15 protein-coding genes and 3 tRNA genes are annotated in these 19,557 nt (G+C 51.8%); 7 read left to right on the forward strand and 11 right to left on the reverse strand.

Annotated elements, in window-relative coordinates; genetic code table 11:
* Nucleotides 1-26: 26 nt before the first annotated feature.
* The gene (cysP, locus tag BM258_RS19865; RefSeq protein WP_090074983.1) at nt 27-1,037 is read right to left on the reverse strand and encodes a thiosulfate ABC transporter substrate-binding protein CysP; all 1,011 of its coding nucleotides are present in this window, start codon (nt 1,035-1,037) and stop codon (nt 27-29) included.
* 237 nt (nt 1,038-1,274) lie between these two features.
* Between cysP and BM258_RS19870 the strand changes: the two genes are divergently transcribed.
* The 3 genes from BM258_RS19870 to BM258_RS19885 all read left to right on the forward strand — a co-directional run bounded on the left by BM258_RS19870 (nt 1,275) and on the right by BM258_RS19885 (nt 6,873).
* Nucleotides 1,275-3,578 (forward strand): hypothetical protein, encoded by a 2,304-nt coding sequence (locus BM258_RS19870; protein ID WP_139229335.1) that lies wholly within the window; start codon nt 1,275-1,277, stop codon nt 3,576-3,578.
* Nucleotides 3,579-4,035: 457 nt separating this feature from the next.
* On the forward strand, nt 4,036-4,440 hold the full coding sequence (locus BM258_RS19880) for a VOC family protein (protein WP_090074985.1): 405 nt from the start codon (nt 4,036-4,038) through the stop codon (nt 4,438-4,440).
* Between the two features lie 150 nt (nt 4,441-4,590).
* Nucleotides 4,591-6,873: a Tex family protein gene (locus tag BM258_RS19885; RefSeq protein WP_244544783.1), complete on the forward strand. Its 2,283-nt coding sequence runs from the start codon at nt 4,591-4,593 to the stop codon at nt 6,871-6,873.
* A 240-nt stretch (nt 6,874-7,113) separates the two neighbouring features.
* On the opposite strand, the gene BM258_RS19890 is transcribed toward BM258_RS19885, so the two are convergent.
* From BM258_RS19890 to BM258_RS24975, 9 genes are all read right to left on the reverse strand, one after another.
* Nucleotides 7,114-7,189 (reverse strand) — tRNA-Thr (locus tag BM258_RS19890).
* Between the two features lie 263 nt (nt 7,190-7,452).
* A complete protein-coding gene (locus BM258_RS19895; protein WP_090074986.1) occupies nt 7,453-8,175 on the reverse strand; it encodes a hypothetical protein in 723 nt (240 codons plus the stop codon).
* Complete coding sequence (locus tag BM258_RS19900) at nt 8,172-8,768, reverse strand: hypothetical protein (RefSeq protein WP_090074987.1); 597 nt, start codon at nt 8,766-8,768, stop codon at nt 8,172-8,174. Before BM258_RS19900 ends, BM258_RS19895 begins: the two co-directional genes overlap by 4 nt.
* 45 nt (nt 8,769-8,813) lie before the next feature.
* On the reverse strand, nt 8,814-9,362 hold the full coding sequence (locus tag BM258_RS19905) for a hypothetical protein (RefSeq protein WP_090074988.1): 549 nt from the start codon (nt 9,360-9,362) through the stop codon (nt 8,814-8,816).
* Nucleotides 9,363-9,376: 14 nt separating this feature from the next.
* A complete protein-coding gene (locus BM258_RS19910) occupies nt 9,377-11,209 on the reverse strand; it encodes a glycosyltransferase family 2 protein (protein ID WP_090074989.1) in 1,833 nt (610 codons plus the stop codon).
* A gap of 549 nt (nt 11,210-11,758) precedes the next feature.
* Nucleotides 11,759-12,142, reverse strand: a complete 384-nt coding sequence (locus BM258_RS19915; RefSeq protein ID WP_090074990.1) for a DUF2147 domain-containing protein — start codon at nt 12,140-12,142, stop codon at nt 11,759-11,761.
* A gap of 128 nt (nt 12,143-12,270) precedes the next feature.
* A complete protein-coding gene (locus BM258_RS19920; protein WP_090074991.1) occupies nt 12,271-12,636 on the reverse strand; it encodes an EscU/YscU/HrcU family type III secretion system export apparatus switch protein in 366 nt (121 codons plus the stop codon).
* The gene (locus tag BM258_RS19925) at nt 12,633-14,156 is read right to left on the reverse strand and encodes a flagellar hook-length control protein FliK (RefSeq protein ID WP_090074992.1); all 1,524 of its coding nucleotides are present in this window, start codon (nt 14,154-14,156) and stop codon (nt 12,633-12,635) included. The genes BM258_RS19920 and BM258_RS19925 overlap by 4 nt, the downstream gene beginning before the upstream one ends.
* A 156-nt stretch (nt 14,157-14,312) precedes the next feature.
* Nucleotides 14,313-16,427 (reverse strand): calcium-binding protein, encoded by a 2,115-nt coding sequence (locus BM258_RS24975; RefSeq protein WP_175528180.1) that lies wholly within the window; start codon nt 16,425-16,427, stop codon nt 14,313-14,315.
* 369 nt (nt 16,428-16,796) lie between these two features.
* On the opposite strand from BM258_RS24975, the gene BM258_RS19935 reads away from it, so the two are divergent.
* Nucleotides 16,797-17,117: a hypothetical protein gene (locus BM258_RS19935; protein WP_090074994.1), complete on the forward strand. Its 321-nt coding sequence runs from the start codon at nt 16,797-16,799 to the stop codon at nt 17,115-17,117.
* A gap of 103 nt (nt 17,118-17,220) precedes the next feature.
* Here the strand turns inward: BM258_RS19935 and BM258_RS19940 are convergent, their stop codons facing one another.
* Nucleotides 17,221-18,054 carry a TrmH family RNA methyltransferase gene (locus BM258_RS19940; protein WP_244544784.1) on the reverse strand — a complete coding sequence of 278 codons (834 nt, stop codon included), beginning with the start codon at nt 18,052-18,054 and terminating at the stop codon, nt 17,221-17,223.
* 390 nt (nt 18,055-18,444) lie between these two features.
* Here BM258_RS19940 and BM258_RS19945 point away from each other — a divergent pair.
* The 3 genes from BM258_RS19945 to BM258_RS19955 all read left to right on the forward strand — a co-directional run.
* A tRNA-Tyr gene (locus BM258_RS19945) sits at nt 18,445-18,529 on the forward strand.
* A 20-nt stretch (nt 18,530-18,549) separates the two neighbouring features.
* Nucleotides 18,550-18,623, forward strand: a tRNA-Gly gene (locus tag BM258_RS19950).
* A 164-nt stretch (nt 18,624-18,787) separates the two neighbouring features.
* On the forward strand, nt 18,788-19,557 hold a 770-nt coding region (locus tag BM258_RS19955; protein ID WP_139229336.1), incomplete at its 3' end, for an elongation factor Tu.

Raw genomic sequence — 19,557 nt, forward strand, 5'->3', positions numbered from 1 at the left:
CCGCGTTTGTCATTCTTTGGGCGGGATCAATTACCGGTGAAGACCTGATCAAGCACACCGCCTTCGGCGAAGTGGGTCTTGTTGGCCTTGTCCCAGCTGCCGAACACGTCTTCTACGCGGATCAGACGGACCTCGGGGAAGTTCTCGGCATATTTCGCCTTGACGGTTTCGTTGTGAACGCGGTTGTTGAAGGAGGCAATGATCTCCTGTGCTTCTTCGCTGTAGAGGTAGTCCAGATAGGCTTTGGAGACGTCAACGCTGCCACGCTTTTCGGCTACCTTCTTTACGAGCGCCACAGGGAATTCGGCCAGAAGCGAGATGGACGGCACAACGCGCTGATATTCATCTTCGCCATATTTGGCGCGGATATTTTCCACTTCGGCTTCGAAGGTGATCAGCACATCGCCGATTTCTCGTTCAACGAAGCTGGTGGTAGCGCCACGACCGCCGGTATCAAATACGGCAACATTGCTGAGCAGCTTGCCGACAAATTCGCGAGCCTTGGCATCATCGCCACCATTCTGCTCAAGAGCATAGGCATAGGCTGCCAGATAGGTGTAACGGGCGTTGCCGGATGTTTTCGGGTTCGGGAAGACCAGCTTTACGTCATCGCGCACCAGATCGCTCCAGTCCTTGATGCCCTTCGGGTTGCCTTCACGCACAAGGAAGGCAGGGAGGGAAAAGTAGGGGCTGGCGTTGTTTGGCAGATCTTGCTGCCAGCTTTTGGAAACAAAGCCGCCACGGTCTGCCAAAACCTGCACATCGAGCACCTGGTTGAAGGTTACGATATCGGCCTTGAGACCCTGCATGATGGCGCGGGCCTGTTTGGAGGAGCCAGCGTGGGACTGTTTGATATCAATGTCCTGACCGGTTTTATCTTTCCAGTAGGCCTGGAATTTGGGGTTGATCGCAGCATAGAGCTCACGCGCAATGTCGTAGGAGACGTTGAGGATCTCTTTGGGAGCGTTGTCGCTTGCGGACGCGGGGGCCGTAAAGAGGAAAGCGGCGCCAACAGCGGCTAGGAGTGTTTTTCTCATGAGGTCTTGTGCCCTTCAAATTGTGGTGTTCGTTGGTAGCCAAAATAGGGTGAAGAGCGCTTTTCTCTCAAGATATCGTTGTCTGTTGTTGGTCTCGGAATTAAAAAATTTTACGCACTATGGCGCTAAATGCGCAAAGTCTTTGTTTTCCTATTTTCATTGCAGTCCAATATGGGGAATTATTTTCGTCTGTGTGGGTATGCGGTCTCTCTGCGCGCGCCATCTTGGGTCGTGTTCTTGTCACTCGTTTCGCGCGCTGGCCTGATCAATGTGCGAAATTTCATGGGCAAAGGCATGCGCTGCTGTGATAGACAGGAAAGCGAATGCTGCTTCTTTCTTTCCTTCTATGGTTTGCCGGGTGAAATCATGACCGATCCGCGATCTCTTTCTGACTCAGACCTGATGTCCCAAGCCGGTAGTGGCGCGAGGGGAATCGCTGTTGGTGATCTCAAACGACAGTTTGCAAGCGGTGAATGCGACTATTATTCCCATCGGGATCTGGAAACAGCGGTGGTTCCAAAAGAGAATGCCTATATCTCCATCGCTACGCCAGTAGGAAAGCTCATGCTTCAAAGAGACGCGCGGGGGACGGCAGCCATGTCCCGCATGGGGGCGAAGTGGGCCCCTTTTGGTGAGCCCTATCCGCATCATTTTGGGGCGCTGAGTGACAATCGGCATGATGATACGCGCGCGCTCAATGCCTGGCTTATCTATCTTAGACAGAATGAACTGATGGGGCGTTTGCCTGCGGGCAATTACCGCACCACAGACACGCTTGATCTGTCTGGTGGCGCCTTGCAGACGCGCTGGGGCTTTGCTGGGGATGGCAAGCGGGTGACACGCATCCGGCCCGATTTTTCCGATGCATCCAGAAGCGTTATGGCCTTGCTGCAGAATAAGGCCAGTGTGCAATTTTCCGGCTTTTCCATTCAGCCGCATGATAATCAGCCTGATGATGCAATTAGTCCGGTGGGCATGCATTTTGGCCGATTGGGAAACAGCTTCTTGACCGATGTTGGCTTTTACCGGCTCAACAACAGCATTTTGCGCACAGCGCGTCTGGCCAATGTGCGTGTGCAGGATCTGGAAAGCTGGAGTTGTGGGGTCGATTTCAAATTCAAGGATACGTCTGGCATCCTCTTCACCCTGTCGGGAACCACGCTCACCGCAGATGCCGACATATTTGCCCCTGAAGATGTCGGAAAGCACTTTGTTCTAAATAGCGCAGGCTATTTGGGGCGTCGTGGTGTTTTTAAAGCGCAACGACGGCAGCGGGTTCTGGCAAAATATGCAATCGCAGAATTTGTCGATGCGCGGCGCGTGCGTGTTTCTGCCGACTTTTTGCAGGATGCGAAGAATGTCTCAGGTTTTTTCGCCGCGCCACGCATCGCATCCGGACGGGGTAAGACGCTTGTTGCCGATCGTGCCTGCTTTTCTTCCGCCCATGTAGGGCTGCGCATCTGGGTGGCCAATCCTGCGGCTGCGGACAAAGTGGAGATCGTTACGATCAGATCCGTGCGCGATCCATACAGGATCGAAATTGATCGCGCCATTGCGGGGGAGATTGTTGATCAGGAATTCTCGGTCTGTGTTGTCGATATCAGTGATCCGGACATGCGGGTAGGGGGGAACGACTATCTGTTCCGCAATGCGCATATCGAGCATTATGCGGGCGTTGCTGTCGGGGTGCATCGGCACACGCTCGGGCGCTTTTCCGAATGCAAGTTGCATGGCGAAGTTTATAGCAATGAAGGCGTCAGCATCGCCCATATGTGGCATTCGGTTTCGGGCGGCCAGTGGGAGAGCTCCGGCTTTATGGATCGTTCCCCGGTGGGGGAGGCGCAACTGCGCTTTTTTGATCAAAGAGGGCAGGATTGGTATTTTGACCGGCTGATCTCGACCTATATTCTCAACCAGACTGTTTTCAAGTTGGGAACGTTCACAACAGCCGGAGGCGTACTGGGGCATGTAACCGCCGGGTCGGCCTATTTCCGATCCAATTACAAAAAGGCAAATCTGCTTGCTGATCTGGTGCAGGATGCCAATGATCCGTCACGTCTGGATTTTATGGGGACGATTACGACACAGCAAGGGGAAGAAGACCCTGCAGCAACATTGCCCGATAAGGTGCAATTCGGCCTTGGTGGGGAGCTGTTCAGCTACCAGGAAGGGGCTTTTGTCCCATCCTTCTCCGATGAAAGCGGCCATACGGTTGCAATTTCTGATAAGGAGATCCATTGGCGCAAGGTGGGTGATCAGGTGACGGTGTATTTCAATTTCACCAACGATATCAATCTGTCCAGTCTGGAGGCCGCAGACACCTTGCGGATCAATTTGCCCTTTCCCGTTGCCGTGCACGCCTTTGCGCAAGCTCTTTTCACGGATGGTCCTGTGGGAGCCTTCATCATGTGGGCGTGGATGGGGAAGAATTATGCAGTCTTCAAAGACCCGTCTGACGCCAGCACCATGTCCGTTTCCGACTTCTCGTCCGGTACAGTTGATCTGGTTGGTTGCACCTTGACTTACACCACCAACAATTAGTGTCATTGGTATAGCGCGCGGCTGTCGCTGGCTTTGAAATCCAAGTGGCGGTAGAATTGGGATAATGCCCCTGCTTTTTGCGAAACCAGCCAGACGCAGATCTCTGGCGATTTTCCAGCACAATCCCTGACACACATCCTCAGAAACGGCTGCGATTGCTATCGACTTTCCTGTGTCTAGTACGTAGGTTATTGTCTCTATAGCGGCCTTTCTTGACCATTCTTCATTCCACAGAGGGTGTCTATAGGCCTTGATGAGAACTAGAGCTGCGCCTTCAAGTTGTTCGGAACCAAGGCGAATAAATCGAACTGCCTTATGGTGTCTCTATAGGGTGGATCAGAATCTGCAAGGGTGCGCGAAATCCCAGACGTGTTTCCCGGGCATGCCGAAGCATCTATGCGTTATCGTTCGATTATTTTGTATAAGGCTATCAACTGAGCCCAACTGGAGAAGAACCATGTCTCAACCAACCACTCTTGGTATCGATCACTTGGGTCTGAGTGTAAAGGATCTTGATGCCAGCAAGGCTTTTTTTGAAAAGGCGCTAGGATGGACCCAGTTTGGCGGCAGTCCGGATTATCCGTCTGTTTATATGACCGACGGCTCCTCTAAAATTACGCTATGGCAGTGCAAAAGCGATGTGCTCAACGAATTTGACCGGCACAAGAATGTTGGTCTTCACCATCTTGCTTTGAAGGTTCCAACGGCTGACGCATTGCGCGCCGTTTTTGAAACTGTACGCTCTTGGCCAGGCGTAAAAATCGAATTTGCTCCGGAGTTTTCCGGAAACGGGCCAAAGGAACATTTCATGATTTATGAGCCCGGCGGAACGCGGCTTGAAGTGAGCTTTGACCCACGCTGATTGTTCAAAGACCATTGGCGCATTTTGTAGACGCAGTGATGCTTTTTGCCGAACAGGGGCACATTTGCATGATACGCGGTCATATCTATTCCGCTTTCATATGCTTCGTAAATGCATCACTATCGAGCACAAACAAACTAGATTCGGAAGATGATTTTGATCGAAGAAATGTCCATTCCCTCTCTGATAGCCAGCGAGATCGGCTGTCAGGTAAAACAGGTCATCGCGGCAGTCGAACTCATAGACAATGGCGACACCATTCCATTCATAGCCCGCTACCGCAAGGAAGTGACTGGCGGACTGGACGACATCCAGCTGCGCAAACTCGATGAGCGGCTCATTTACCTTCGCGATTTCTCCAAACGGCGCGAAGCGGTCAAAAAAGCGATCGAGGCTCAAGGCAAGCTCACCGATGACATTCTGGACCGTCTCGGCAAGGCGACGACAAAGGCCGAGCTTGAAGACATTCATGCGCCCTTCCGCGTCAAGACGAAGACCCGAGCACAAAAAGCGATTGATAAGGGCCTGCTGCCGCTCGCGGACGCTATTCTGGCTGAGCCTCAGAGGGCGGTGGAAGAGTTGGCAGAGCCGTTTGTTGGCGAGGAAGTCGCCGACGTCAAAGTCGCTCTGGATGGTGTACGGGACATCCTGTCGGAAAGATTCTCCCTTCATCCTGATACGGCTGCAAAAATCCGCCCTGTTGTGAAGCGATCCGCCCGGCTAAAGGCCCGTGTCGTTTCCGGTAAGGAAGAGGAAGGGCGCAAATTCGCGGACTATTTCGATCATACGGAAAGCTGGGCGAAGGCTCCCGGCCACAGGGTTCTGGCCATGTTGCGCGGTCAGGACGCAGAGGTGCTGTCCATTGATATCGAATGCGATGACGAGGCGGTTGCCTTTTCCAAGTCGGCCATAGCCAACGATAATGACGTGCCACAGGGCAACGCCTTCCTCGACAAGGTCATCGACTGGACATGGAAGGTCAAGTTTACGACGCGCCTTACTCTGGAAATGACGTCCGAGATGCGCGAGCGGGCCGAGAAAGAGGCCATCGACGTCTTTGTTACCAATCTGAAGGCTCTTTTGATGGCGGCCCCAGCGGGCATGAAGACCACAATGGGGCTGGACCCCGGCATCCGCACCGGCGTGAAGGTGGCAGTTGTGGATGCTACGGGCAAGCTTCTGGCGACGAGCACTGTCTATCCTTATGCGCCACGCAATGACAAGCGCGGCACATTGGCCGAGCTTGGTGCGCTCATCAAGAGATTTGGCGTGGAGCTGATCGCTATCGGCAATGGCACGGCCTCTCGTGAGACCGACGCGCTGGTGGCAGAGTTATTATCTGACATGGATGGCAAGAAGCCGACGAAGGTCGTTGTCAGCGAGGCTGGAGCATCGGTCTATTCTGCTTCTGAATTTGCTTCTCGCGAGTTTCCCGAGCTGGATGTATCGTTGCGTGGAGCCGTGTCCATTGCACGCCGTTTGCAGGATCCGCTTGCCGAATTGGTGAAGATCGATCCCAAGGCCATCGGTGTTGGGCAATATCAGCATGATGTTGACCAAACGCGGCTGGCAAGGGCGCTGGCTGCTGCCGTAGAAGATGTGGTGAATGCGGTCGGTGTTGACGTCAACACCGCGTCGCCAGCACTATTGTCTTATGTCGCAGGCGTGGGGCCATCTCTTGCCGACGCCATTGTCAGCCATCGCGACAATAACGGCATCTTCACAAAACGGGCCGAATTGAAATCGGTGCCGCGGCTTGGCGCTCGCACCTTCTCCCAATGCGCCGGTTTTCTGCGCGTGAATGGAGGATCCGAGCCGCTTGATGCATCAGCCGTCCACCCGGAAGCCTACAAGGTCGCAAAGCGCATTGTCGCGGACTGCGGTCGGGATCTCAGGGACATCATGGGCGATGCCAATAGCCTTCAAAATGTCGATCCAGGCAAATTTGTAACCGGAGACTTCGGGCTTCCTACCATTCGGGATATCATCGATGAGCTCAAGAAGCCCGGCCGCGACCCACGCCCGCAGTTCAAGACAGCCACCTTCAAGGAAGGGATCAACGAGATTTCCGACCTACTTCCCGGCATGCGGCTGGAAGGCACGGTGACGAATGTTGCAGCCTTTGGTGCCTTCGTTGATATAGGCGTTCATCAGGATGGGTTGGTCCATATTTCTCAGCTATCGGACAGCTTTGTCACCGACCCTTCGAAAGTCGTCAAGGCGGGGCAAGTCGTCAAAGTGGTGGTTACCTCCGTTGACGAGAAGGCCAAGCGCATTGGCCTGTCCATGAAGTCGGCACCCGACATCGGCGAACCGGTGCGGGGAAGAAAGCCTGCGCCCAAGTCTCGCGATAAAAAGCCAGACAACAGGCGGAACAAAGGCGAGAGCATGGGGCAATTGGGAGAGGCTCTCTCAAAGGCTTTTCGTAAATAGAGATGGGTCAGTTTTCTGATGGCGTCTCGCCCAGATAAAGCCAGATAAGGGGATGGGCTCTAAAAGCCCCTCCTGCCTGTTCTTTCTATATGCGCTGTTGGCACATCGGTTTGATGTTGCCCATCAATTCAGGCTATGCGTTATGAGGCCTATCGGGACAAGTTGGAGGACTTATCCATTTATCTCTCTGTATTATGCAATTTTGGGAGCAAGGATATGTGGCACACCGAGGAGGAGTGATGGTGCCGGCAGCAGGATTTGAACCCGCGACCCCCTGATTACAAATCAGGTGCTCTACCAACTGAGCTATACCGGCGCTGTGTTGAAAGAGATAAGATATTCAATGCGTTATTGCAAATCTTATTTGTCGGTTTTCACAGTGAGAAATGACTGGTTTCTAGTCTTTTGTCATCCACTGTTCCGCTGACATTCCTTTTCAACTTACTGGATGATGGCTGCTACCACGACTTCCTTGTTCATGTAAAGCGTAATCAGCTTTTCCACATCGGCTTTTGTTGGCCAATCAGTGCGTGGAAGAGTTAAGATTGGGGGAAGGACAGATCACTCTGGAAGTAGGTTCTATCTGGTTGTGTTGGGGCGTGGGCGCTGTTCTTTCATCAAAGTACCGATTCCATAGCTCTCATGGGGATAATGTGCAGTGAGGCGAGGCTCGCGCCTTTCAAGCATGCCATCGATGTCTTTAATCGCGTCCCACACGATCTCCTGCGTTGAAATATAATCTGGATGATTTTCGACATTCTCTCTACAAAATTTAGGATGGAGAGCGGGCAGGTCTTCCGAATATATCAATTGCGGAAGCGTATTCAGAATAGCCATTTGGGCCCCGACTTTACTTGCGATATCGAGCATCATTTGTGCCCTAATCCTGACTGGTAAGGGGTAAAAATGATAACGAGGGTAGAAAAAGCTCTCTCCCATCAATGTCGGAGGGAAGAGAACAGAGGCATAAATATTTGAAAAACCGAAATTTTCCAGATATTTACCAAGGTTTACAATGCCTTCTGCTGCTTCGTTGATGAAACCTTTGAAGTCATAGAAGCCATCATTCTGGCCCTTGAAACCCGTTGAAATATCAACATCAGATACTCCGTAGTTCAGGATGATATTGCTATCCAAAGGCTGGCCTTCAATGAGTGGTAAAATATAGTCGTTCGTCTTTGAACGTAGCAGGCCTCGAGCTGTCCAGCCATCTGCCCAATAAGGAAAATAGTGTTTGTTGCGCCCAAATAGGTAGTCAAAAACTTCGGAATTTGATGAGCCGAAAACAATCAGATTTTTCATTGTTCTGTTTTCTTTAGTATGTGGCAAATACAGGTTTCGACAAAATAGCCTGCATAGTAAGTTGAGCCGTTTAGGCTAAGCTTTTTGTTGTAAATACTGGTTTTGGTGCCTGTCTCATCGGAGAATGAAAGTAAGCGGTTTGAGAAAGTCCATGATTCTTCATTATTGCTCGGGATTCCATGGATCTTTTTGTCCTCCGATAGGTATCCTCCTCCCATGCTGTCTCCAAAAAGCTTCTGATAGTCGAATGACAAGAGAGGAAAATCATCGGTTGGAATATCGGAGATCTCAATCTGATCGAGGCAGATCCCCCGAACCAACTCACATGGATGATATTGGCTCACCACCTTGGCGCATTTTTTCAAGAAACTAGAGATTTCACTTTTGCCCAAAATGCTGGAGTGAAACGCATAGTTGAAGAGTTCTCGTCGCATTCGTGGGTGCCCCATATGATCTAGGAGCGCGTAGTAGCAAATCTCTTCGACATCATCATATTGCTTCTCTTTCAAAAAATATTTCGCAATTTCAGTGGGATAGAGAATCTGGCAATTGAACCTTTCGGGAAAAAGATTACCGTTGAACGTGACTTGCATTTGCTTTCATGCGCCTCGAGATATCAGTCGATTATTGTTTATGGGCTAGTGAACGGGGCCGAGGGAGGATCCTACGCCGTCGATGGTATGTTGGATGGTGACATATTGGCTGGCGATGTTTTCGGCGTTGAACTTGTTTAGCCGTAGGCCCGCACCGGACTCGTCCATTGTCAGCCATCCACCCAGCTTGCTGCGCAGAAGATAGCCGCTGCTTTCTTCGTCATAATAGATGAACCAACTGGTATCCTTGGTTGACCAGTTGCTGAAGATTCTGCCTAAAGCGATATCTGGTGCGCGATTGGTCAGCGCGGCGTTCTCCAGCCCCTGATTGAGTAAGGCCCAGGTTCCGTCTCCCAACCAGCGCAGTCTCCAGATCAGCCCTGTCATGTAGGGGGCGATATTCTCTTTTTGAACGATGGTGAGAGACTGCTCTGCTACCACGCCATCAATGTAATTATCTGGATTTTTGCAGCCCAGTCCGATGGAAATGAATGCACCATGTTCAATGACATGCGGCTGCATTCCGGGGAGGATGAGCTTGACATTGGGAGTGGTGTCTCTTTTGAAGATTTTCTTGACGCCAATATTGAGCATTGCAGTCTATCTCCTCAATTGTTGTGGGCGAGCGTGGCAGTGGTGTCATGCATCGACAGTTCCTTGTCCCAGAATTCAGCGGTGCTGGATCGATTGACGCGGCTGATATAGTGAAGGCGCAGCTCTTCATAGTGATTGGAGAATTCATGGATCAGCGCATAGAGCTCAGACAGAATCTGCGATACTTCCTTTGTTCGCTCGATGTCATCAAACGTGTAGATGAAGTAACTTTTGCTGTGTGGGTTATGCAGAATTACCGTCCGGATATTGGTCCTGTTCTCAATGTTGGGATAGAGAAATGGATGCTCGGCGAGAACGCCCATCTGGTCACTGTGAGAAGCGCGCAAATCATTGATGATTTCATGGGTGAGCTGGCGAAAGCCGGTATCAAACTCCTTGAAGAATTTGAGTTTTGCGATGTAGTGCGTGGCAAAGCCGTTTTCCAGAAAGACGGTTTTTGACATCAGGTCACGCAGAATTTCTACATAGAGCTTGAGGGCGTTGATATCCCTTATGGAGGCGTGGCGCAGTGCCTGATTGAGGAAGAACTCGACCAGTGCGTTCGGCTTTTCCTGCTCGTAACACATATTGATGATGACGCCATGGCAGATGGACATATATTCCTGCGCATATGAATGGGCCGGTTCATGCCAGGCTAGGAGATTGGGGTTCGACATGATTTTCGAACCGGTCATCGCATAGCTGCGCAAGCTATACTCAATATCGTCGCCCCGCAGGAAGATGGCCAGCGGGTAGCCTATGCTTTGAAAGAGCTTCCAGGGCAAGCTGAAGAAGATGAAGGTGCAATATTCGGGATAGTTGGGTTCGGCCAGAGAATCCAGATTGTCGAACATATTGAAAACCAGCCCGTGGCGCAGAAGGCGCGGGGCAACATGGGTGCGATCCGAACCGTGCTTGCTATCTATGAAGCGTCCCCAGAAGGCTCCATCTTCCCACATCCTGCGCGGTTCTGTTTTCATGAAAACCGGCAAGGTGAAGATTGTCGTATCTGTACGGAACAATGTAGCGGCCCAATGGCGATACAAGGCTTCCAGAGAGATGCTCAAGTCGTCATCGAGCAGGAGGAATTCTTGAGGCTCGACGCCACTGTCCTCGCTCGCCTCATTGACCAGTCTCATGAGCTGGCTCATGTTGCCGCCACCGCCCAGATTGGCTCCTCTAACAACTTGATAGTTGAGATTGTCATATTGCGAGAGCTGCTCGTAAGAGGTTTCGTCTACCCCGTTGGTTGTATCAAGCACGAAGAAGAACGTGTTTTTGAGCATCTGGTCATAATGCTCATTCGTCTCGGCATGTGTGGCAAAGCTTTCCAGCAGATTGATGATGTCTGCCGTGCGGCCGAATGTGCGCATTGCAACAAGCATTTTTCCTTCGACGGTTTTGGGGGCAGAGGCGCACCATGACACCTCGTGAATTTGTACGCCGTCTTCAAGAGCGCGCAGGCGCCAGAAAAGCCGTGCGCTGCGCGCGACTTCCTTGCCAAGAATGAAGGGAACTTCGGCGATGTAAGGGGTGTTTTCGTCATGGTTTTTGGGAGGCGACAGTTGCTTTTCGCAAATCACGCCCACCTTTTCACCCACTCTGGATTTACTAAGCTGCACGACGCAGCGCCCAGTGACCTTGATCCGCAAAAAGCAGCGCTGAATATCGGTATGGGATAGGAAAGGAGCGATGTAAAAGGAGTTACGCAATGTCCCTGAATCGACCACCTCATAGGCCTGCAGTTCGTTCGATGCCTTCTCGGAGAGCGACACATGCCCTGGCAGATTTGCAAAGAACAGATCGTCAATCGTTTTATCGGTGTTGCTGTGGTCTAATCCCGACAAGGTTATTTTTGACTTCTTAGAGATGGCAGAGCATCCATGGCTCCACGATGTCAGTGCAATTGATAAATCTTTGACGGTTGAATTTTCGGTGCTCAGCATTTCAGTCTCTAGCTTTGTAAAAGGACATCATGGGCGGGGTGTATTAGGTTGTATTTTTGAGAAAAAAATCCTTAGGTTGTGTTTTTTGTATATCTACGCGCAATGGTGGATGCAATGTGCTGTCGCCACTTTTGAACAAATTTGAGTAATAGAAATTCCAATCCACCTCCTTTTTCGAGGGAGCGGATGTGGCTTATTGTAATAATTGACTACGAATTTATTCGTATTGATGTCTTGGCCAAGCGAACAGGCGATGTTGTTCCAACTTAAACTGCAGAGAGGGCCTTGTGGTCTTGATGAGGTTGTGAGTCGCACCGTTTAGAATGCGAAACCGGCTGACTTCTCCGTTGCGGCAGCCTAGATGTTGCAACAAAGAATAATGCTGGGGTGTGTGGCCAGATGATGGAGCTTCTATAAGAGGCTTGGTTTGGGGCGGCTGATAGTGGTTCGTTACAAACGAGACCAGATCTGGCTTTCGCATAGAAGACCGCCGACGAGGCAGCCACTGACCTTGAGCTTGTCGCCCTGCAGTTTCATCTTGGAGGCATAGGTGCCGCCACGATCAGGTGGCCAGATTTTGCCGCCGGTATAGGTGCCATCTTCTAACGCATTCATGTCCCATATGATGGCTTTGCCAATGATATCCGCCTCTATCCCGACTACTTTGGTGATTTTGCCGCAAATCTTGCTGCCACAGGGCTCAAACCGCACATGCAGATAATGGCCAGCATATTTCTCCATGGCGCTGCTCTGGGTTTTCCATTCGCCGAAAACCGGATCGGCCAGGGCTGGAGCCGACACAAACAGGGCAAGTATGGTCGCGATCAATCTCATTTTGGCAGCTCTCTCATTGATGGGCTGGATGGTTTGAGAATACCACAAAAATATCGCTTTAAAATCATGTGCGCGCCAAAGCAGGCAGCGGCCGTGAGAGAAAAACCCATAGCGCCATTCTGATGTGCCTATTCGTGAGAGCGGTTGTCCGGTGCGGTCGATGTGTAAAGAGCGCTCTTTTGTTTTTTCTCAGCTTCCTGCATGACAAAGGCGATAACTGCCGCGACGGCTGCGTAGAGCTTTTCGGGAATGACCTCGTTCAGCTCCACATTTGCAAGCGCCTGGGTGAGGGCCGGATTTCCTTCAACAACCACGCCATGTTCTTTGGCGAGTTCAATAATGCGCTCAGCAGTTTTTCCCCGGCCTTTGGCCGTTACGCGCGGTGCTTCATCTGCACCCTCTTCATAATGCAGGGCCACGGCGAGTTTGGATGATGTGTCTTCCAGCTCTGTTTCCGGTAAGCTGTCGTCGGGCGTGCTTGGCCGTTTGTTCATAGCTTTCTATCCAGGCGCTGGAGATGTGTGCCAATGCCACTGTCTGTAAGCTCCGTGTCTGTCTTCTTTTTTCTGACAAATGAGAGTCCCTCAAGTAGCAGTCCTTCTTGCTCCAGCATGGTTTGGAGCATTGGGGCTGCTTCTTGGAAGAGCGCCACGGTTTGTTCCCGCTCTGCGGCGAGAGTAACGATAAGGCTTTGTTGATGCAGCTTGAGCGATATATCAACCGGCCCGATTGTATTGGTATCAATGGCAAACCGGACAGTCCATCCGCCTCTCTGCCTTCTTGCTTCGTCGCTGTTCTCTTGTTCCCTTTCGTCTTCTTCTGGCATGTCGGGGTCATGTTCCACGATCATTTGAACAATCGCCGTGCCGTTGGCCAGCATGACGGGGATTTCTGTATGGAGCGCCTGCATGGGGTGGGGGGCTGCTGAAGAGCTGGAAAAGGTCGAACGCGCTGATGCGATCTGGCTCAATGTCACACGCGCCAAGGCAGCTTCAACATCCCCTTTGATGCGGGCAAGGGCTAGGCTGTTTGAATCAGTTGGAGAGATACTGGAAGGTCTCGGGCTTTGTCCGTGCAAGGGTGTGTTTGGCAAAGGAGGATGGTCGCGCTGTGTTCCCATCGTTGGAAGGCGCGCCGGAGCGGTTTCTTTGGGCAAAAGAGCTTGCAGCAAGGTAAGAGAGGCTTTGAGATTGGTGCTGAAGTTCTCGGCGCCCTGTCCCGTTGTTAGCTGCCCCAGAGTGCCAAGCGACGTCATGATGTTTCTGAGTGCTGTCTTGGCGCTTGCTGTTCCGGATTGCTGTTTTGGTGAAAGCTGGAAGCCGAGCAACCAGCGCATTGCGGTCTCTATGTCTTTGGAGGTAGTGGGGCGCTGGCCTGTCTCGACCTGTTGAATGAAGGCTGTCAGATTGGCAAACAGGTCTGTCAGAGACCGTTGTTGGCTGAGGGCCTGCCGCTGCAAGGCAATGAGCGCCTCTTGTGGCGGAGCATTGCCAGACGCTGATAGCGCTGAGGCGACAGATTGCGCGGCAACCTGCGTTGCGCTGTAGGGACCTCGTTGTGTGTTCGGGGCAGAGCTTTGCGAGGTGATCGCTGCTGGGCGCATTGATACGGCAGACTCTGCGCCTGATTTGGCTACTGGTTGCTGTGCGGGCTGCGTATTGGAGGGGGGCGGCGTTTGGTTGGCTAGGCTTCCTTTTTCAGGAGCTGCCGGTTGATTTTGCGTTGACGCTTCGGGGGAAGGGGGACTGATCGCCAGACGAGGGCCATCCGGGGTTTGGATTGCTTGCAACAGGACTGTGGTGCCGGGTTTCACCTGCGTTGCGGCTTGAGAATCAATCTTGAGATCAAGTGTTTGACCGCTTGCGCTGAGTTTGATTTGTGTTTCCCCGGAAGGCAGTTTTGAGACTGATTGAATACGGGCTTGTTGCGGCTGGGTATTGCTCAGAATTTTGAGCAGGGATTGTTCGGCACTTTTTTGCGCAAGGAAAGCCGTGCGAACAATTTCCATAGCCATGAAACAATGCCTCTTGGGATGAACAACACTTTCTATAAAGGTAGCAGATCCAGACCAGAGCGCAAATGCTTGGAAGGTCAGAAGCTCGCTTCTGACCAATGCCTTTGGGAGCCCGGACTTGAGTGATCCAAGTCCGGACAGGTTTGTCTGTCGTGCCTACAGCACGAAATCACCTTCTACCAGCGTGGAGGTATTGACCATCTGGATTTCGAAATCAGCCACGGCATCGCCATTCACATCGGCAAAGACCAGCAGATCCGATCCGTCATTTTCCAGCCAAATCGAATGAGCCGCAGCGGTCGTGCCGGAAAAGGCGAAGGCCTGATCACCATTGGCAGCGCTGTTGGCGTCAATTCCGGAGAGATCAAGCACATCTTCGCCGCTATCAAACTGGGCAATCTTGTCATGAGCCGCGCCAACCTTACTGTCGTTGACTGTGTTGAAAAGGAAGCGATCAACGGCATTGTCAATGCCTGCAAACATGGTGTCGGCTCCGAGACCTCCCGTGAAGCTGTCCGCTCCAGCGCCACCAAAAAGCTTGTCCCAGCCGAGGGCGCCAATGAGAATGTCGTTACCGCCATGACCATTGAGGATATCGTTGCCACCCCCGCCATTCAGGGTATCGTTGCCGAGGCCGCCATTGAGATTGTCTGCGCCTTGATGGCCGTTCAGCTTGTCGTTGCCATTGGACGCATAGAGCTTGTCATTGCCCTTGCCACCGTTAAGGACATCGTCTCCGAACCCGCCGTTGAGAATGTCATTACCGTTGCCACCATTCAGCGTGTCGTTGCCGCCGCGTCCTGTCAGCGTATCGTTGCCGAACAGGCCGCTCAGCACATTGTCTTTCATGTTGCCGGTGATGGCATTGCCCAAGCCGTTGCCCGTGCCGTCAATAGCCTGATTGCCCAAAAGGGTCAGGGCTTCGATATTCTGGCTGTGGGCTTTCAAGGAAAAGCTGACCGTGCTTTTGACCAAATCAACGCCCTGGCCTGCCGCCTCACTGACCTTGTCTCCCACATTGTCAACGATATAGGTGTCGCTGCCCCGGTTGCCCGCCATGGTATCGGCACCAATGCCGCCATTGAGCAGGTCATTGCCAAGACCTCCGATCAGTGTGTCACCATGTTGGTTGCCGAACAGACGATCATTCCCCGCGCCACCATTCAGCACATCCGCGCCAAGACCGCCAAAGAGTTTGTCATCTCCAGCCTGACCCAAGAGGCGATCGAGCCCCGTTCCGCCATACAAAGAATCTCCGCCATTGTTCCCATATAGGATATCATTGCCACGATCTCCAAATATAGTATTGGCTGTTTCTGTGCCATGAACTGTATCGTTGCCTGCCAAGGCATGCCACGTCATATTGGCATTGATCACCGTTATGATGTCATCGACATATGAAAAACGAGGTTGAGCGACGTCCGTAACTGTTGCGTCGTCAAGGATAGAAAGATACTGGTTTGTGTTGCTTAGCAGGGATACCCAGTCAGGCTCCAAAGCTGCAATGTCTGTTTGATTGAACTGGTAGGTGATGTTGGGCTGGACTGAGCCGATATACATAATTTCAATGCTGGTATCTGCGTCGATCAATATCGTTGTCTTGTAATAGCCCCAGCCTGCGACGACTTGTATCCGTCCTTCGAGGTCACTTGCAGAGTTGATATCGGAAACACCGTTGAACTCGATGACATCTCCGGACGGGTCAATGCCATCAATTGTAATGTCTCCTTTGAAATCTCCGTTGATTATGAAACGATCTGTTTCACCATCTTCCCAGGCTCCCGTAGCCCCTGACGCTCTGGCCGAGCCGTTGAAAATGATTGTATCGCTGCCAGACCCGGCATCGGTATCATAACCGTCGGAGAATTCGTATACGAATATAATATCGTCACCTTCGCCGGCATCGACCGAACCATAGGAGTAGATTATGTCGTCCCCAGCACCGGCATCTACATCGGTATATTCATTCAACGAAGAAACAATAATGTCATTTCCATCTCCACCGTCGATCTTGTCTGAGCTCTCCTCGAGAGAGTAGCTATAATTGTTTTGCCGAAAGTTAGCGATGATGCTATCGCTGTGTACATGGTTGTCACCCAGTATGATGTCGTTTCCCGTGCCGCCGATGATTTCATCGTTACCGGCTCCTCCGATCAGCAAATCATTGCCACTACTGCCGGTCAGGGTATCGTCACCATCCAATCCATACAGGGCATCGTTACCCGATGTTCCAATCAATAAATCATCAAAATCTGTGCCTATTTTCTTCATGTCAATTCTGCTCTCAAGTGGAAGTAAATCTGTTGTCAGCGCCATGCTTTCCTGAGGAAATATCTCAGTGAATCATGCTATGGGCGAGTAACAATACTCAATAATATGTCTGTAGATTTCGATCTAGAAATGTTTTAGGTGCGTGACAAGATGTCACTCTTTGGTTGTGAGATAGGATTGTTTGCAATCCAATATTCCTGTGCCGCTAATACGCGTTGGCATTTCGCGAAGCAAATGCGTTCAAAAATAAGTAAATTCACTTATTGTAAATTGGCTAAATGTTAACGAAGTGCTAAAGTGGACCGTTAAAGAAGCCCGATATTTCGGGCACTATAGCAATCAGGTATTTTTCAATCAGGGGAGTTCAATATGAAAGCATCTGTAAGATTGTTGACGACACATGTGGCAGCGGCTGTGGCGCTGTTGATGGTGGCTCCTCTGGCGGAGGCTAATTCCGGCTATGGTGGTTCCTATCCGCCGCCGAGTTATAGCAGCGGGCTCCCGGTGATGTCTGTGGTGCCAGATGCCAATGGCAAGGTCTATCTCGAAGCGACTTATGATCCTGCGATTGGTGCCTATGTTTATCCGGAACGGATTGAAGTGCAGGGCAGCGCCTATAGGCCCCCTATGATTTATCGTGCCAAGCGCATTTATTATGAAGGCTACACGCCCGTGGTTCCAACACGATAAGTGCAGCTGTGCTGCTGGTGCTGCATTTACCTATATAAATGAAAAAAGAGCCCTAAATGGGGCTCTTTTTGTTTGTTGTCTGAATAGTTGGAATGGCTTCCTCCTATTTCAGTAAACCCTGCCGCACGAGCTTGATCGCGTAAAGGGTCATTGCCACTGCGTTGGACACGTTCAGGCTCTTGATCGGGCCGGGCATGTCGAGGCGGGCGAGGGACGTGCATTTCTCGCGCGTCAACCGACGCAAGCCTTTGCCTTCAGAGCCGAACACGAGAGCCAGAGAGCGGCTGGAGTCCTGTTCTGCGATGATGGTCTCGAACGGTTCGCTTTCCTCGGAATCAAATCCCACCACGTCAAAGCCGTTATCTGCCAGATCATCCAACGCCCGGGCCAGATTGGGGACGGAGACCATGGAGATAAGGTCGAGGCCACCGGAGGCCGTCTTTGCCAGAATGCCGCTCTCTTCAGGGCTGTGCCGTCCTGTCATGACCAGAGCTTCGGCGCCCAAAGCGACCGATGAACGAATGATGGCGCCGACATTGTGCGGATCGGTGACCTGATCGAGAATCACGACCAGTTTGCACTCATATATGTCGGAGATGTCGAGGGCCGGCAGGTTACGCGTGACTAGAAGAGCCCCCTGATGCACAGCGTCGCGCGCCAGAGCGTCGATATCCTTGGGGGAAGATGTTTCCACCAACCCGTCCAGTCGAGACGGGTCGCCGCCAATCTTGCGAATCTCGTCAACCAGACGGCTCTGGGCATTTTGAGTCGCATAAAGGCGCGTCAATTCGCGGCGCGGATTGGCTACAGCGCTGGCAACAGCGTGTATGCCAAAGATACGCACGGTGTCGTCCTGAGCCCTGCGGCTACGGGAGCCCTGATCACTCGCGGCGATCTGACGGGCTTTTTTCTGTTTTTGTGATCTGTTTTTTGCCATGGGCCGATTTAGATGCAAAGCCGGGGGGAGGGCAAGCATTATCCTTCAGCTTTAGACCATTTCGTATGGCTTATGCGCCGGAAATGCATTTGGCCGCCGCAACAGAGAGCCAATAGGGCTCCGTGCGCTTTCTTAATTGGTGGGGGAGAACGAAAAAAGTTTTGTCAAAAGGGGCGATTCTTGTTTCTCTCAAAACTTCTCCACCGCCTTCGTGGCGCAAAAGCTGCGAATATCCCCAGACTGTTACCGGATTTTCGCGATACCCACAAAAATGATAAAAACCGTGTTGACTTCGGCCACGCGGTTTTGCATAAAGCCGCTCACGAACTGACCGCGACTTGGCGGGCAATTCGAGACCATCCTGTTCGCAGGGACAGGAAGGCGAAGCTTGGAGGAGTGTCCGAGTGGTTAAAGGAGACGGACTGTAAATCCGTTCGCTTAGCGTACGCTGGTTCGAATCCAGCCTCCTCCACCATCTTCGCTTTGATGTCTCGCGCGGGTGTAGCTCAATGGTAGAGCAACAGCCTTCCAAGCTGATGACGAGGGTTCGATTCCCTTCACCCGCTCCATCATTGAAATTCCTACATCTTAGAACATTGTATGGTCCGAGGCTCAAGGGGAGCACGGTCTTTTTGTATTAACCGGGTTTGCGGCTTCTTGGATAAAGAGTTGCGGCCTTTTTGCGCTGGAGTGAGCCAACCACGTTGGCCCAACGATGACGAGAGCTGTTTCCATGGCTAAGGAAAAGTTTGAACGTAATAAGCCGCATTGTAACATCGGCACGATTGGTCACGTTGACCATGGTAAAACCACGCTTACCGCTGCAATCACCATGACCCTTGCGGAAACTGGTGGGGCAACTGCGAAAGCGTATGACGAGATTGACGGTGCACCTGAAGAAAAAGCACGTGGCATCACGATTTCTACCGCTCACGTTGAGTATGAAACCGAGAACCGTCACTATGCGCACGTTGACTGCCCAGGTCACGCTGACTATGTGAAAAACATGATCACCGGTGCGGCTCAGATGGACGGCGCAATTCTGGTTTGCTCTGCAGCAGACGGCCCGATGCCACAGACCCGTGAGCACATTCTGCTTGCTCGTCAGGTTGGTGTTCCTGCTCTTGTTGTTTACCTCAACAAAGTTGACCAGGTAGACGACGAAGAGCTTCTCGAGCTGGTTGAAATGGAAGTTCGTGAACTTCTGGACAGCTATGAGTTCCCAGGCGATGAAATCCCCATCGTTAAAGGCTCTGCTCTTGCTGCTGTCGAAAACCGTGATCCAGAAATCGGCCGTGATTCCATCAAAGCTCTGATGGCTGCTGTTGATGATTACATTCCGACTCCAGAGCGCCCGGTTGACCTTCCGTTCCTGCTGCCGATCGAAGACGTGTTCTCGATCTCTGGTCGTGGTACGGTTGTTACCGGTCGTGTTGAGCGTGGCATCATCAAGGTTGGTGAAGAAATCGAAATCGTCGGTATCAAACCAACTCAGAAAACCAC

It is taken from the genome of Cohaesibacter marisflavi (genome assembly GCF_900115225.1).
Classification (GTDB): Bacteria; Pseudomonadota; Alphaproteobacteria; order Rhizobiales; family Cohaesibacteraceae; genus Cohaesibacter; species Cohaesibacter marisflavi.